The organism is Rhizobium sp. BK312 (assembly GCF_014193605.1).
Classification (GTDB): domain Bacteria; phylum Pseudomonadota; class Alphaproteobacteria; order Rhizobiales; family Rhizobiaceae; genus Rhizobium.
Window position 1 is genome coordinate 184,815 of sequence record NZ_JACHZP010000008.1, and the last position, 16,189, is coordinate 201,003.

Sequence of the window (16,189 nt, forward strand, 5' to 3'; positions counted from 1 at the left end):
AAGTGCAACCGGGATCAGTTTTCGACAAAGAAAGCGACGGAGCGGGCGGGAATGGCGATCTGCTCCCCGGCTGGCTTTTCGCCTGCCACCGTCAGCAGAGACCAGCCGCCGCTCTCGGACGCCGGCAATGTAACGGAGCGCTCGTCTGCGGCGCGATTGAAGACTATGGCGAGCCGCGTCGATCGGCCGGTGGCGCGATCCTCTGTCTGTAGCGCCATGCCGAGCACGGCCGCTCCCGGCGCCTCCCAATCCGGCACCGTCATCGGCGTCCCTGCGCTTGAGAACCAAAGCACGTCGCCATCGCCGCGGAAGAAATTCATGTCGCCAAAGGCCGTGAAGCGGCGGCGGCGGCCGGCGAGCCAGGCGGTATGGCCGATCAGTTCCTCGTCCAGCAGCTTCCAGTCCACCCAGGTGATGGCGTTGTCCTGGCAATAGGCATTGTTGTTGCCCTGCTGGCTGCGTCCGCCTTCATCGCCCGCGGTCAGCATGATCGTGCCACGCGCGGCAAAAAGCGTCGACAGCATGGCTTCGATATCGGCGCGGCGCTTGGACTGTATTACCTGACCGCCCGTTTTTCCTTCGAAGCCGTTGTTCCAGGAGAAGTTTTCGTTGTGACCGTCGCGATTGTTCTCGCCATTGGCCTCATTGTGCTTGTTCTCGTAGGAAACGAGATCCATCAGCGTGAAGCCGTCATGGGCGGCGAGGAAGTTGACGCTGCGCGTCTGCGTGCGCCCGTCACGGCCGAAGATGGAGGAGGAGCCGGCAAGGATCGTTGCCAGATCGCCGATGCCGGCATCGCCGCGCCAGAAGCGGCGCAGGTCGTCGCGAGCGCGGTCGTTCCATTCGAGGAAAGGTGCTGGGAAGTTCCCGAGCTGATAGCCACCGGGACCGATGTCCCAGGGTTCGGCGATCATGATGCGATCCTGCAGCATCTCGTCCGCCAGCATGGTGCGAAGCGTCATGCTTTCCGGATCGAAGCCCTTGCCGTTGCGTCCCAGCACGGTGGCGAGATCGAAGCGGAAGCCGTCGATGCCGGCGTTGCGGACAAAATGGCTGAGGCTGTCGACAATGAGCTTTCGCGTTGCCGGTTGATCGCAGGCGACGGTGTTTCCCGTGCCGGTATCGTTGACCAGCGTTCCGGGCTGGTCCGGCAAATGACGGAAATAAGTGGGGTTGTCGAGGCCGCGCAGGGATAGCGTCGGGCCCTGGCGGTCGCTCTCGCCGGTATGATTGAAGACGAGATCAAGGATGACGGCGATGCCTTCGGCGTGAAGGGCAGCGACCGTCTCGCGCAGCTCCTTCATGCCGCCGGGGACGAGGCGCGGGTCGAGCGCCATGAAGGCGACCGGATTGTAACCCCAGCCATTGGTGAGGCCGAGCGGCGGCAGATGTCGTTCATCGATCCATGCGGTGATCGGCATCAGTTCGACGGCGTTCACCCGCAGGCGCTTGAGATGCGCGATGATGGAGGGATGGGCGAGGGCGCCGAGCGTGCCGCGCTGCTTCGCCGGCACATCGGGATGCAGCATGGTGAAGGGCTTCACGGCGATTTCATAGATCAGACCGCCGGGCTGAAACAATGGCTTGGCGGGCTTGACCGCGATATCGCGCGAGACGATCGCCTTGGGCATCAGATCCTGCGTGTCCGCACCGAAGATGCCGAGGCGGGGATCGTAGCGAAATGGCCGGTCTATTTCCTTGGCGTAAGGATCGACCAGCAGTTTGGAGGGGTCGAACCACAGGCCTTGGTCGGGATCGTATGAACCATAGGCTCGCAGGCCGTAGCGCGTGCCTTCCCCGGCATCTTTAAAAAAGAGTCGATGCTCATCGCCATCGCGTGCGAGCGGAAGCTGCGCGATTTCCTTGTGGCCCTCAGCGTCGAACAGACAGAGGTCTATCTGCTCGGCATGCCTGGAATAGACAGCAAATTCAACACCCGAGTCGGTGAGGGTCGCGCCAAGGCTGCGGGTTGTCGGTTCTGACATGTCTCGCGGGCTTTCCGGATCGCTGGAGATTGTTCCCTCTCCCCGCTTACGGGGAGAGGGCTAGGGTGAGGGGCAGAGCGTTCGGCATATTATGCAGTCGCGGTGAATTTCGAGAAGGCCCCTCATCCGACCAGTCGCTGCTTCACTTCGTTCAGCTGCTCCTGGCCGCCTTCTCCCCGCATTGCGGGGAGAAGGAGCTTAAAACCTAAAACTCAGGTAATCACAGTCGGCGCGTCACGGCCGGTGCGGCCCTTGATGTCGGCGATATCCTGGGCAGCCGTGATGAGATCGGCCAGCGCTTCCTGGGTTTCGATATTGTGACGGGTCGGATCAGGCTCGTAGCGCTCGATATAGACGCGCAGCGTGGCGCCGGTGGTGCCGGTGCCGGAAAGGCGGAAGACCACGCGGGAGCCGCCTTCGAAGAGGATGCGGATGCCCTGATGCTGGCTGACCGACTTGTCGACCGGGTCGTGGTAGGCGAAGTCGTCGGCGGCGGAAACGGTGAGATCGCCGATTTTCGTGCCCGGCAGGGTCGGCAGCTTTTCGCGCAGCGCTGCAATCAGGCCGTTGGCAGCGTCTGTGTCGACACCTTCATAATCGTGGCGGGAATAATAGTTGCGGCCATAGGTGGCCCAATGCTGGGTGACGATATCGATGACGCTTTCGCCGCGTACGGCCAGGATGTTCAACCAGAGCAGCACGGCCCAAAGGCCGTCCTTTTCGCGAACATGGTTGGAGCCGGTGCCAGAGCTTTCCTCGCCACAGATCGTCGCCATGCCCGCGTCGAGCAGGTTGCCGAAGAACTTCCAGCCGGTCGGCGTTTCATAGATGCCGACGCCGCGCTTTTCGGCAACGCGATCGGCCGCGCCGCTTGTTGGCATCGAACGGGCAATGCCGGCGATGCCATGCGAATAGCCGGGAGCGAGATTGGCGTTGGCCGCCAGGATCGCCAGGCTGTCGGACGGTGTGACGTAGATGCCTTTGCCGATGATGAGATTGCGGTCGCCGTCGCCGTCCGATGCTGCGCCGAAATCGGGCGCATCGTCGCTCATCATGTCGTCGTAGAGCTCTTTGCAGTAGACAAGGTTCGGATCCGGGTGATGACCGCCGAAATCCGGCAGCGGCAGGAAGTTGCGCACCGATCCGTCCGGCGCGCCGAGACGGATTTCGAAGATTTCCTTGGCATAGGGGCCGGTGACGGCACTCATCGCGTCGAAGCAGATGCGGAAGCCCAGGCTGATCAGGTTGCGGATCGCACCGAAGTCGAACAGCTCCTCCATGAGAGCCGCATAGTCTTCGACGGGGTCGATGACCGAGACGATCATGCCGCCGACATCCTCGCGGGCAATGCGGTCGAGGTTGATGTCCGGGAAGTCAGCGATCTTGTAGCTGTCGATCACCTTGGAGCGCTCATAGATGGCGTCGGTGATCTTTTCGGGCGCCGGGCCGCCATTGCTGATGTTGTACTTGATGCCGAAGTCTTCGGTCGGGCCGCCGGGATTGTGGCTGGCCGACAGGATGATGCCGCCGAAGGCCTTATACTTGCGGATGATGTTGGAAGCTGCGGGCGTCGAGAGGATGCCGCCCTTGCCGACCATCACCTTGCCGAAGCCGTTGGCGGCGGCCATTTTGATGGCCTTCTGAATGACTTCGCGATTGTAGTAGCGGCCGTCGCCGCCGATGACCAGGCACTTGCCCTGATAGCCTTCGAGCGAATCGAAAATCGACTGGATGAAGTTTTCCGCGTAGTTCGGCTGCTGGAATACGGGAACCTTCTTTCGCAAGCCCGAAGTGCCGGGTTTCTGATCCGCGTAGGGGGTGGTCGGTACGGTTTTAATCATCGGGTTAAGCGCCTCTCGAGACTAGACTGGAGTAGAGAGCGACATAGCGTTCTGCGCTCCTGCCCCAGGATACGTCGGATTTCATGCCCTGCTTTTGCATCTGCGTCCAGACCTTTCGATCCTGGAAGAGCTGCATCGCGCGGCGCATGGCCTGCAACAGCCCCTCCGCGGTGACGGGTGAAAATTGAATGCCGGTCGCGACTTTTGCCTGCAGCGCGGCGTGGTTGGCGTCGATAATCGTATCGTTCAGCCCGCCCGTTCGCGCAACGATCGGCAGGCAGCCATAGCGTAAGCCATAAAGCTGCGTGAGGCCACAGGGTTCGAAACGCGAGGGGATGATAATCGCGTCGCAGCCGGCCTGCATCAGATGCGACATGGGCTCGTTGTAGCCTGCCGAAACGCCGACGCGACCGCGGTGGCGGCCGGCTGCGGCAAAGAGCGCGCCCTCCAGCGCCGCGTCGCCTGCACCGAGAATGGCAAGCTTGCCGCCCATGTGGACGATCTCGCTCGCAACCTCCGCCAGAATATCCATGCCCTTCTGCCAGGTGAGGCGGCTGACGACGCAGAAGATAGGACCATCATCCTCGTCGAGGCCGAAATGCTCGACGACCCGATGGCGATTGATGGCGCGATCCTTCAGCGTCGCCGCGCTATAGGTTTGCGCGATCATCGGATCGGTCGCCGGATTCCAGATGTCGTCGTCGATGCCGTTGACGATGCCGTAGAGATTGTAGGCCTTGCTGGCGATGACGCCTTCGAGGCCCATGCCGAATTCCGGCGTCAGGATTTCCTCGGCATAGGAAGGGCTGACGGTGGTCAGGGCATGTGCCGTCTGCAGCCCGCCTTTCAGGAAGCCGACATCGCCGTAATATTCGATGCCTTCCACCGAGAAAGCATGTGCCGGCAGACGAAGGCCGGGGAAGATATCGGCGCCGAACTGGCCCTGGAATGCGATGTTATGGATGGTGAGGACGCTCGGCAATTCCGGCGTCGGATAATAGCGCATGTAGACCGGCACCATGGCCGACTGCCAATCGTGCGCATGAACGAGATCCGGTCGCCAGCCGGGCAGGAGACCAGCTGCAATTTCCGCGCCGACCAGCGACAGCGCCGCGAAACGCCGCCAATTGTCGGGGTAGTCCTTGCCCGTCGCATCGACATAGGGGCCGCCTGTGCGGCTATAATAGGCCGGTGCGTCGAGCACGAGGAAGGAAATGCCCGCGTGCTCGACTTCCAGAATGGTGGCTGCCTCGCCAAGAAGATCCGGAAGCTCCAGACGGGCAACCGGATCGCGAATGGCTTTCATGACCGCAGGATAGCCTGGGATGAGGGTCTTGGTTTCGACGCCATAGGGCTTCAGTGCAATAGGCAGGGCGCCGACCACATCGGCCAGACCCCCTGTCTTGATCAAGGGGAAGACTTCGGACGAAACCGAGAGAACCTTCATAGGTTACAGATCCAGCTTGTCGATCATCGATTGGGTGATGAGGCAGATGCCGCTTTCCGTGCGGCGCCAGCGTTTGGCATCCAGTTCCGGATCTTCACCGACCACCAGACCTTCGGGAATGGTCACGCCATGGTCGATGACGACATTCTTGAGCTGTGCTCGGCGGCCAACCTTGACGCTCGGCAGCACGACAGCACCTTCCAGCTTGGAGTAGGAATTGGCGCGCACGCCGGTAAAAAGCAGGCTGTTGTAGAGGCTGGCACCGGAAATGATGCAATCGCCGGCAACGACGGAGGAGACTGCCGAACCGCGGCGGTCTTCGTCGTCATGGACAAATTTGGCCGGCGGGCTGATTTCCGCATAGGTCCATATCGGCCAGGATTTGTCGTAGATGTCGAGTTCCGGCACCACGGCGGTCAGGTCGATATTGGCTTGCCAGTAGGCATCGATCGTGCCGACGTCGCGCCAGTAGGCTTCACGTTCGAAATCCGAGCGAACGCAGGACTGGGTGAAGCGATGGGCGACCGCCTTACCGTTCTTGACGATATGGGGAATGATGTCCTTGCCGAAGTCGCGGCTGGAATTCGGGTCGGCTGCATCGCGCTTCAGGCATTCGATCAGGAACTTCGTATGGAAGACGTAGATGCCCATCGAGGCGAGCGCGAAATCGGGATTGCCGGGGATGCCCGGCGGATCGGCCGGCTTCTCGACGAAATCTATGATCCGGTCCTTGTCATCGACATGCATGACGCCGAAGCCGACGGCCTCCATGCGCGGCACTTCCAGGCAGCCGATGGTGACGTCTGCACCGGAATCGACGTGCTGCTGCAGCATCCATTCGTAGTCCATCTTGTAGATATGGTCGCCGGCGAGGATGACCATATATTCCGGGCCGTAGGGCTCGATGATGTCGATGTTCTGGTAGACGGCGTCCGCGGTGCCTTCATACCATTGCGTTTCCGAGACGCGCTGCGAGGCCGGCAGGATATCGAAGCTTTCGTTTCGCTCTGGGCGGAAGAAGTTCCAGCCGCGCTGCATATGGCGGATCAGCGAGTGCGCCTTATACTGCGTCGCGACGCCGATGCGGCGGATGCCGGAATTGAGCGCGTTTGACAGCGCAAAATCGATGATTCTGGTCTTGCCGCCGAAATAGACCGCTGGCTTGGCACGGCGGTCGGTCAGTTCTTTCAGGCGGCTGCCTCGTCCGCCGGCAAGAACGTAGGCCATGGCATCGCGCGCCAGCGGCTGGAAACGTTTTTCTACCATTTTATTCCTCCCTGTCCGTAGTGATCTCAGAATTCCGGTTCGAGCATGATGGTTGCCAGCGGAGGCAGCGTTATCACCGCCTGTACGCCTCCGCCTGCATTGACGGCTTGGACACGCCCGCCATTCCCTTTGCCGCTGCCGCCATAGATATCGGCATCGGTATTCAATATCTCGCGCCACCGCCCCTCCGCTGGCAGACGCAAGGTGTAGTTCTCACGATAGACTGGCGTGAAATTGGTGATGACGGCAACCGGCTTTTCGCCCGGCGCCTTGCGCAGCCAAGCAAAGACCGAGTTTTCGAAATCATCGACCACAAGCCATTCGAAGCCGTCGCCCTCGCAGTCGCGGGCATGAAGCGCCGGCTTGCTGCGATAGGTGAAATTGAGATCGCGAACGAGGCGGCGCATGCCTTCGTGCATGCGGTACTGCAGCAGGTTCCAGTCCAGCGCGCGTTCTTCGCTCCACTCGCTCCACTGGGCGAATTCCTGGCCCATAAAGAGCAGCTTCTTGCCGGGATAGCCCCACATGAAGGCATAGTAGGCACGCAGATTGGCGAATTTCTGCCAGTCGTCACCGGCCATCTTGGCGATCAGGGACCCCTTGCCGTGAACCACTTCATCATGGGAGAGCGGCAGCACGAAGTTTTCCGAGAAGGCGTAGATGAGGCCGAAGGTCAGCTCGTTGTGGTGATATTTGCGGTACACCGGCTCGCGGGCGAGGTAGCTCAGCGTGTCGTGCATGAAGCCCATGTTCCACTTGAAGCCGAAGCCGAGGCCGCCTTCATGGACAGGCTGTGACACTTTCGGCCAAGAGGTAGATTCCTCGGCGATGGTCATGACGCCGGGGTGAGCGCCATAGAGCCGGGTGTTCATGGACTGCAGAAAACGGACGGCTTCCAGGTTTTCGTTGCCGCCATATTCATTGGGGATCCATTCGCCATGCTTGCGGGAATAGTCGAGGTAGAGCATGGAAGCGACGGCATCGACGCGCAAACCGTCCAGATGGTATTTTTCCGCCCAGTAGAGCGCGTTGTTCAGCAAATAGGCGAGAACCTCGGTGCGGCCGAAATTGTAGATCGCCGTATTCCAGTCAGGATGAAAGCCCTTGCGCGGGTCTTCATGTTCGTAAAGGGCGGTTCCATCGAACCAGCGTAGGCCATGCTCGTCGGTCGGGAAATGCGCCGGTACCCAATCGAGGATGACGCCGATCCCGACCTTGTGGCAGCCGTTGACGAAGCGGGCAAAGCCTTCCGGCTCACCGAAGCGGGCGGTCGGGGCGTAAAGACCCGTGGTCTGATAGCCCCAGGACGGATCGTAGGGGTGTTCGGTGATCGGCAGAAATTCGATATGGGTGAAGCCCATGTCGACGCAATAGGGGATGAGGCGCGAGGCGAGTTCATCCCATGACAGCATCGAGCCGTCGTCCCGGCGCTGCCAGGAAGCGGCATGGACTTCGTAAATGGAAATCGGCTGGCGGCGCTGATCGACGCTCGCCCAATGTTCGCGGTGGGCGGAATCGTCCCAGACCTGAACCAGTTCGTTGGCGGTGACCGACGCCGTCTTCGGGCGCAGTTCGCTGCGTCGAGCAAATGGATCGGCCTTCAGCGGCAGCACTACGCCGTCATGGCCACGGATCTCGAACTTATAGGCGACACCGGCCGGCACATCCGGGGCGAAGATCTCCCAGATGCCGCTATCGGAGCGAAATCGCATGACGTGGCGGCGGCCATCCCAATTGTTAAAATCGCCGACGACGGAAACACGCTGTGCATTCGGTGCCCAGACGGCGAAATGAAATCCCTGCACGCCCTCGTGCTTCAGCGGATGAGCGCCCATCTTGTCGAAGAGGCGCAAATGCGTGCCCTGACGCGCGAAATAATCGTCCATCGGGCCGAGGACCGGGCCGAAGCTGTAAGGGTCTGTCACGGCCCATTCGACATCGCCGCGTCTGGCGCGATAGCGGACCGGCTGCTGCTTGGCGAGTTTGACATCGCCGGAAAAGAAGCCTGCCGGATCGAGGCATTCGAGCTCGCCGATGACAGAACCGTCGAGCGCCGTGGCGGTGACAGCTTCCGCGCCAAGGATGAAACAGCGGGCCACATAGCCTTCATCCGTCTTGTGTACGCCGAGAACGGCGAACGGATTGGAATGCGTGCCTGCGAGAATTGCAGCAATATCCCCTGCCGAAATATCCCTCAAGCTTGTGCCGTCAGCGGGTTTTTTCGGCTTTTTCATCCGGCTCTCCAGATTTCCTTGGCATACTGACGGATCGTCCGGTCGGAGGAGAACCAGCCCATGCGAGCGGTATTGTTGATCGTCTTCGCATACCACTCGGATGGATTGGCCCAAAGAATATCGACCTCGCGCTGTGCCGAGGCATAGGCATCGAAATCGGCGGCGACCATGAACCAGTCGTGACTATAGATGCCGTCGATCAGGCTGGCATAGCGATTGCGGTCGTCGGGAGAAAAGACGCCGGAGGCGATGGCTGACAGAGCCTGAGCCAATTCGCGCGAGCGCTCGATGATGGCACGAGGGTTATGACCGTCGCTGCGCAGGTTTGCGACCTCATCGGCCCGCAATCCGAAGATGACGATATTGTCCTCGCCGACATTGTCGCGCATTTCGACATTGGCGCCATCAAGCGTGCCGATGGTCAGCGCGCCGTTGAGGCCGAACTTCATGTTGCCGGTGCCCGAGGCTTCCATGCCGGCGGTCGAAATCTGCTCGGAAAGATCGGCGGCTGGAACCATGACTTCCGCCAGCGAGACGTTGTAGTTTGGCACGAAGACGACCTTCAGCAAGCCGCGCACCGATGGGTCATTATTGATGACGCGGGCGACGTCGTTGATCAGCTTGATGATAAGCTTCGCATTGTGATAGCTCGGCGCCGCCTTGCCGGCAAAGAGCTTGACGCGCGGTTGCCAGTCGAGCTCGGGATGCGAGCGGATCTGGTCATAAAGTGCCACCGCTTCGATGACGTTCAGAAGCTGGCGCTTGTACTCGTGGATGCGCTTGATCTGGATATCGAACATCGCGTTCGGATCGAGCTTGATGCCCATGCGGCTGGCGACGAGATTGGAGAGCTGCACCTTGTTGGCGCGCTTGACGGCGGCGAACTTCTCCTGGAAGGCGCTATCGTGTGCAAACTGATCCAGCGGCTTCAGCTGCTCGGCATCGTCGAGGAAGGCGTCGCCAATGGTTTCGCGTACGAGATTGGTCAGGCCGGGATTGCACTGCATCAGCCAGCGCCGCGGTGTGATGCCGTTCGTCTTGTTGTTGATGCGGTCCGGATAGAGTTTGTGCAGGTCGGCAAAAACCGTGACCTTCATCAGGTCGGTATGAAGTGCGGAAACGCCGTTGATCGAATGCGAGCCGACAAAGGCGAGATTGCCCATGCGCACGCGCCGATCGCCGTTTTCGTCGATGAGCGAGATCGAGCGGATTTCAGTGTCGCTGAAATTGCGCAGCTTGCGCGCTTCCACCAGAACCTTGGCGTTGATGGCATAAACGATCTGCATGTGGCGCGGCAAAAGCCGCTCGAGCAGCGGCACGGGCCAGCTTTCCAAAGCTTCCGGCAGCAGGGTGTGATTGGTGTATCCGAAGGTGTTTTTGGTGATGTCCCAGGCCTTGTCGAAATCGAAGCCATGGACATCGACCAGCAGGCGCATCATTTCCGTAACGGAGACGGCCGGATGTGTGTCGTTCAGCTGGATCGCGACCTTGTCGGCGAGATTGGTCAGATCGTCATATTGCTGCAGGTGACGGCGCAGGATGTCCTGTAGCGAGGCGGACGAGAAGAAGAATTCCTGGCGCAGGCGCAGCTCCTGGCCGGCGGGCGTCGCATCGGCGGGATAGAGAACGCGCGTCAGACTTTCGGCCTTATTGCTTTCACGCAGCGCGCCGATGTGGTCGCCCGCATTGAAGGCATCGAGCAGGATCGGGTCGATCGGTTGCGCCGACCAGAGGCGCAGCGTGTTGACGCGCCTGCCGCGCCAGCCGACGACAGGTGTATCAAATGCGGTGGCGATGACGCGCTCGGCCGGCTTCCAGACGTAACGCGGCTGATCGTCGTGGCTGCTGATGGTCTCGACGGCGCCGCCAAAACCGATTTCATAGGAGCTTTCCTGGCGTTCGAATTCCCACGGGTTGCCGTGCGCCAGCCAGGTTTCGGGCAATTCCACCTGCCAGCCATCGGCCATCTGCTGGCGGAAGAGGCCGTGGACGTAGCGAATGCCATAGCCGTAGGCCGGCACGTCGACGGTTGCCATGGATTCCATGAAGCAGGCGGCAAGGCGGCCAAGACCGCCGTTGCCGAGCGCTGCATCGGGTTCGAGACCCGCGATGACACGAATATCGACGCCCAGCGAAGCGAGAGCGTTGGTGATCTCCTCCATCAGACCGAGATTGGAGATGGCGTCGCGCATCAGGCGGCCGATCAGGAATTCGAGCGATAGATAGTAGACGCGCTTGGCGTTCGTCTCGTAGGTCTTGCGGGTCGATTCGATCCATTTGTCGATGACGCGGTCGCGAATGACGAGGATCGTTGCCGTCAGCCAATCATGCGGCTTGGCGACCTTCGCGTCCTTGCCGATGCGGTATGTCAGGCGCTCGATGATTTCTTCGGCAAGGATTTCGGGGCGGGAACTGCGCGGGGCTGGAACGGGGAGATCGGCCTTCGTCAAGTTATTCATACTATCAACTCTCGCCATTTGTGATTTATATTCAGCGTGTTACGGCCAATTAAATCGATTTGCCTTTCCGTTTCACTATCAGTTTACGCACCGATGTAAAGCAGTTGCAACAAGCGAGTTTGGCGGATGCGAAAAATGCCGCCTATTCGTTCCCATTTCCGGGAAAAGACTTGATTCCGATGATGTTTCGAACTTCTATTCGCGCATCGTTCAAACAAAAAGCCCTGCAATACGAGTATTGCGGGCTTTTTCTTTTATGGCGACTCATGGTTGCTGGCGTGATACGATCACTTGGTCAGAAGTGTCATCTGCTTAGATGTTTCCGTGGCAATCGTCTTAAAGGCGCCGACCAGATCCGACATCTGCTGTGCAGCAAAGTAGTTTGATGAACTCGATGCGCAAGCCTGAAGCAGATTTTGTCCGCGCGCCGGAGCCATGAATGCAACAGTGTAGATTTTGACACCAGCCGCCTTTGCAGAATTGCAGGTCGCCAACGTCTTCTTATCCGAACTGGTGTCGTTGTTTTCTCCATCTGTCATTAGAATGATGTACTTCTGGAAAGTATTGTTATTCTTTTTGGCCTGCGCGGCTGCTTCGGAAGCCGACGTAACGTTGTTGAAAGCCATGGTCATCGGTGCACTAGACTCGGTACCACCCTCGGCGTTCAATCCGCTGACGACGTTGGTGCGAGTCGATTTTGTTCCCCAATCGAGATTGCTGTAGCTGTCGACTTCGCTGCTCCAAGCGATGGCCGCTGTGCGAACGTATTGCGAGGTAGGATCGGCCGCATCCAACTGGTCCAGAAGACTACCGACCGCTGTTTTTAGTGCTGCAATCTTTTTGATGTAGCAGGGGCTCTTAGCCTTTGGATACTGATATAGATAATTCCCGTCAGTATAATATTGAACGCAGCTTTTCTGGGTGGCGTCGACAACATCTGTGTTCAGCAACATCGAGCCGGACTTATCGAGTGCGATCTCCATCGACAGCGCATTCTTCTGGGTTTCGGTAGTCTTTCCGCTGGTTGATGTGCTGGACGCAGAAATGTTCAGCGAACTCTGCCCTATCAAGCGGGTCATGCTGTTCACGGGCATCGAATAGGATGAATTTACCACCACCGTGTAGCCCGAATTCCCGGAGGAATCGGTCGTTTTTGTTACCGTCGTGCTGGTGCCCGCTTTCAGTGAATTCGTAGCATCCGTATCACCGGCGAGATAATTCGACATCTGGCCGAGGACGAAATTGTTGGCGAGATCCTTGGCGGTCGTCGTGGTTGCACTGCCGTCCGCAAGCGCGGTTGCCGCAGTGAGCGCGGCGGCATCCGTGGATTCCTGAAGCTGACTGCGTGTCAGCGACATGTTCGTGACATCGACCGCCACACCACCCGCTACGGCCAGCACGGGCACGGCAATCGCCGTCAGGATGCCAAAATTTCCGGCTCTATCGCGTATAAGTTGTTTCAATGCCCAAAGTATATCAGAGCCGGCAATCATCATGTCCGCCTATTGGAAAGAGTTAGCTTCTCAAGAACGGCGGGACTATCGAATACAAATATTAGTTGAAGGTTTAATCGGTCAGTTGATTTTTAACAAACCATATAATCTGACACGATTTGCTTCAACTTTTTACTACTTTAAGTATATTCTATTTTAGTGGAATTACATCTACCGCCTGAACGGCTTCCTGATTGCCATAGCTCTTCAGAACGCCGATAACGGGCGCAACGTCCGAATAATCGCGGCCATAGGCAACGACGATATGATCGGTGCCGGCGGGAATATTGTTGGTCGGGTCGAGTTCGATCCAGCCCGCCGTCTCGCCGCACCAGATGCGCACCCAGGCGTGCATGGCGTCGGCGCCCTCCAGCCTTTCCTTGCCGGGCGGCGGAATGGTGCGCAGGAAGCCGCTGACATAGCCGGCGGGAATGCCGAGGCTGCGAAGCGCGATGATCATGACATGCGAGAAATCCTGGCAGACGCCGCGCTTGAGGCGGAAGGCTTCCCTCGGCGTGGTGTCCACCGTCGTCGCCTCGGTATCATAGACGAAGTCCTTGTGTACCTGCGCGCAGACTGCATGGGCGATCTGCAGGGTCGTCAGATTGGCTGATTTCCATTGTCTGCTGTAATCCGCGATTTCCCTGGTGTCCGGCAGACGCGGGCTGCTGCCGAGAAAATGGTGGGGCGAAGACGGATCGATCGACCAGCAATCATTGATCTCCTCTGGCAGCTTGGCGAGCAGCGGCGAGAAGTCCGCCCCTACGGGCTGGCTCTCCACCTGAACACGCGCCTGCATGCGGATATCGAGCCTTTCATGGGGCTCGCGCACGAGGATCGAGGTTGCAGGATGCTGGAAGAAATCCGTGAAGTGGGATTGCTCGTCCGGTCCCGGCGTTATCTTCACCGAGCCCGCTATCAGCCTCTGCCGGTTGGGCAGGGAGAGCGGCATGAGGCGCAATATATGCCGCGCGCCGCTTGCCGGCACGTCGTAGATGTAGCCCATGTGAAGCGAGAGATCGTAGAGCATTCACATCATCCGAGGTAGGTGCGTGCCAGCAGGTCAGACAGCCGCTCCAGTTCGCGCGCCAGCTGCTGGTAGACTTCGCCCGTCATTGCTTCAGGCGTCATCACTGCCAACCCCGAATGCAGACGCATGGCTTCGCGGAAGAAGGGTGACATCTGGCCGTTGACGTAGGCATTCGGCAATTGTTCGACCTCGCGGTGGATCTCGTTCATCTGGAAAAGGATCGAGCGCGGATTAAGCGGATCGAGTGCGAGCAGATCCGTCACTGTCAGCCGAGCGGTATTGACGTTGTAGCGGCGGCGATGGGTCATGACGCTGTCGCCGATTTCAAGCAGCATGTCGAGCGCGCCGTCGGGCGCATCGGGGCCGGACATATGGCCGAGCAGCCGGGTCATGTGCAGGCCGCGCTCGATATAGCGGCCGAGCGACAGGAAGCGCCAGCCGGTGAAGCGGTACATGTTTTCATGCACGAGACCGGCGAAGCCCGCGAGCTTGCGCAGCAGGATCGTCATGGCATGGCTGGCATCGTCGCCAGGCTTTACCCCTTCCTTGAAGCGGCGTGCCGTCTTGGCGAGATCGTTCAGCGCAAGCCAGCCATCGGGAGAGAAGCGATCGCGGATGTTGCTGGCCGAATAGACGGCGCTATCGATGTTGCGCAGCAGGTTTTCTGGCACCGCTTGCTTGGTATCGATGTCGATGGCGGCAAGATAGGCGCTGACATCGGCAAGCAGTGGCTGGTTCGGATCGGCGGCTTCGGCAAAACGCCCGTGCCAGGCGCGCAGGATGCGCAGCGCACCTTCGGCGCGCTCGATATAGCGGCCGAGCCAGAAGAGGTTGTCGGCCGCCCGACTGGGCAGGCTGCCCGGCATGTTGCGGGTGAAAGTTTCTTCAGCCGGCAGAAGCGTGTGTGCCTCGACTGGCTTGTCGGAGACGATCCAGACATCGGCAGCCGAGCCGCCGGACTGCATGGCAATCGCGGCGACATCGTCACCGCTGCCGATGCGGGCAAAGCCGCCGGGCATGATCTGCCAGCCGTTCTCGGTGCGGGCAGCGAAGACGCGCAAGCTCATCGGCCGCGGCGTGAGCTTGCCATTGACCCAGGCCGGAGTCGTCGAAAGTGTTACGACCTCCTGGCCCACCAGCTTGTTACCCTCGGTCGCCAGCCAGTCTGCGATCGAATCGCGGGCGGTGCTGCGCAGCGTCGAGCCCAGCACGGATTGGCCGTTATCGTCGAAGAAGGGCATGCAGGAATAGGCCGGGCCGATGACCATCTTTTCGATATTGGCGGCGACATGTTCACGCTCGCTCTTCTGGCCGCACCACCAGGTCGCGATCGAGGGCAGCTTCAGTTCCTCGCCGCGCAGATGCCGGCAGATGGTCGGCATGAAGGCGAGCAGCGCTCGGGTTTCGAGAATGCCGGAGCCGAGCGCATTGACGATGGTCACCGTCTGCGCCCGCAGGGCTTCGACCAGGCCGGGCGTGCCGATATGGGAACGCTGATTGAGCTCCAACGGATCGGCGTAGGACGCATCGAGGCGGCGCCATAGCACACTGATCGGCCGCAGCCCTGCGACAGTGCGCACCATCAACTGATCGTTGACGACGGTGATGTCCTCGCCTTCGAGCAGCATGAAGCCGAGGTAGCGGGCGATATAGGCGTGTTCGTAATAGGTTTCGTTGGCAGGCCCCGGCGTCAGGACGGCGACGCGGCCTTCGGCGCCGCGCTTGCCGCCGAGCAGGGCGTCGCGGAACGCGCCGAAGAAGGAGGCGAGGCGATGGACCTTGGTTTCGGCGTAGATATCGGAGAAGGCGCGGGTTGTGGCGACGCGGGTTTCCAGCGCGAAGCCGGCGCCGGATGGCGCCTGCGCGCGGTCAGCCAGCACCCACCAATTGCCGTCAGGACCGCGGCCGACCTCGAAAGCCAGGAAATGCAGGTAATGGCCGCTTGCGGGCTTGACGCCCACAAGCGGGCGCAAGAACTCCGGATTGGCGGCAATCAAGGCCGGCGGCAGCAGCCCTTCGCTCACCAGTCGGCTGTCGCCATAGATATCGGCGATGACCGATTCCAACAGATCGGCGCGCTGCTGCAGGCCTTCGGAGAGAGCCTGCCATTCGCGTTCGTCGATGAGCACAGGGATATGGGAGATCGGCCAGTTGCGTTCGCTGACACCCGCTGTCCCATAAGCGCGATAGAAGACACCTGCATCGCGCAAATAGCGGTCGGCGCGGGCGAAGCGCTCGGTCAATCCCTCTTCCGTCATACGCGTCAGCGCCGAGAGGAAGTTTTGCCAGACCGGGCGCACCGCGCCGGTATTGTCGACCATTTCGTCGGCGACGCCGGGCAGCGGACGATAGGCAAAGACCGGCGCCTTGGCAGTGCCGGTCTTTACCTCGTCCCGTCGTTCCGTCGCCCGTTTTCTACCCATGCAAAGTCTCG

Annotated in this window: 9 protein-coding genes; all 9 read right to left on the minus strand. The window is 60.1% G+C overall.

Annotation, left to right across the window (positions count from 1 at the left end):
- Positions 1-14: 14 nt before the first annotated feature.
- Positions 15-1,985: a glycogen debranching protein GlgX gene (gene glgX / locus FHT85_RS22385; RefSeq protein ID WP_112410033.1), complete on the minus strand. Its 1,971-nt coding sequence runs from the start codon at positions 1,983-1,985 to the stop codon at positions 15-17.
- Between the two features lie 212 nt (positions 1,986-2,197).
- Complete coding sequence (locus FHT85_RS22390; RefSeq protein ID WP_112335153.1) at positions 2,198-3,826, minus strand: alpha-D-glucose phosphate-specific phosphoglucomutase; 1,629 nt, start codon at positions 3,824-3,826, stop codon at positions 2,198-2,200.
- A gap of 4 nt (positions 3,827-3,830) precedes the next feature.
- Positions 3,831-5,273: a glycogen synthase GlgA gene (glgA, locus tag FHT85_RS22395; protein ID WP_112335152.1), complete on the minus strand. Its 1,443-nt coding sequence runs from the start codon at positions 5,271-5,273 to the stop codon at positions 3,831-3,833.
- 3 nt (positions 5,274-5,276) lie between these two features.
- Positions 5,277-6,539 (minus strand): glucose-1-phosphate adenylyltransferase, encoded by a 1,263-nt coding sequence (gene glgC / locus FHT85_RS22400; RefSeq protein ID WP_015341117.1) that lies wholly within the window; start codon positions 6,537-6,539, stop codon positions 5,277-5,279.
- A 26-nt stretch (positions 6,540-6,565) separates the two neighbouring features.
- Complete coding sequence (glgB, locus tag FHT85_RS22405) at positions 6,566-8,773, minus strand: 1,4-alpha-glucan branching protein GlgB (protein WP_112335151.1); 2,208 nt, start codon at positions 8,771-8,773, stop codon at positions 6,566-6,568.
- Positions 8,770-11,232 carry a glycogen/starch/alpha-glucan phosphorylase gene (locus FHT85_RS22410; RefSeq protein WP_112410032.1) on the minus strand — a complete coding sequence of 821 codons (2,463 nt, stop codon included), beginning with the start codon at positions 11,230-11,232 and terminating at the stop codon, positions 8,770-8,772. Before FHT85_RS22410 ends, glgB begins: the two co-directional genes overlap by 4 nt.
- A 287-nt stretch (positions 11,233-11,519) precedes the next feature.
- Positions 11,520-12,728, minus strand: a complete 1,209-nt coding sequence (locus tag FHT85_RS22415) for a TadE/TadG family type IV pilus assembly protein (RefSeq protein ID WP_246780056.1) — start codon at positions 12,726-12,728, stop codon at positions 11,520-11,522.
- Positions 12,729-12,876: 148 nt separating this feature from the next.
- The gene (locus FHT85_RS22420; RefSeq protein WP_112335149.1) at positions 12,877-13,755 is read right to left on the minus strand and encodes a transglutaminase domain-containing protein; all 879 of its coding nucleotides are present in this window, start codon (positions 13,753-13,755) and stop codon (positions 12,877-12,879) included.
- A 5-nt stretch (positions 13,756-13,760) separates the two neighbouring features.
- Positions 13,761-16,178 (minus strand): circularly permuted type 2 ATP-grasp protein, encoded by a 2,418-nt coding sequence (locus FHT85_RS22425; protein ID WP_112335148.1) that lies wholly within the window; start codon positions 16,176-16,178, stop codon positions 13,761-13,763.
- Positions 16,179-16,189 lie beyond the last annotated feature (11 nt).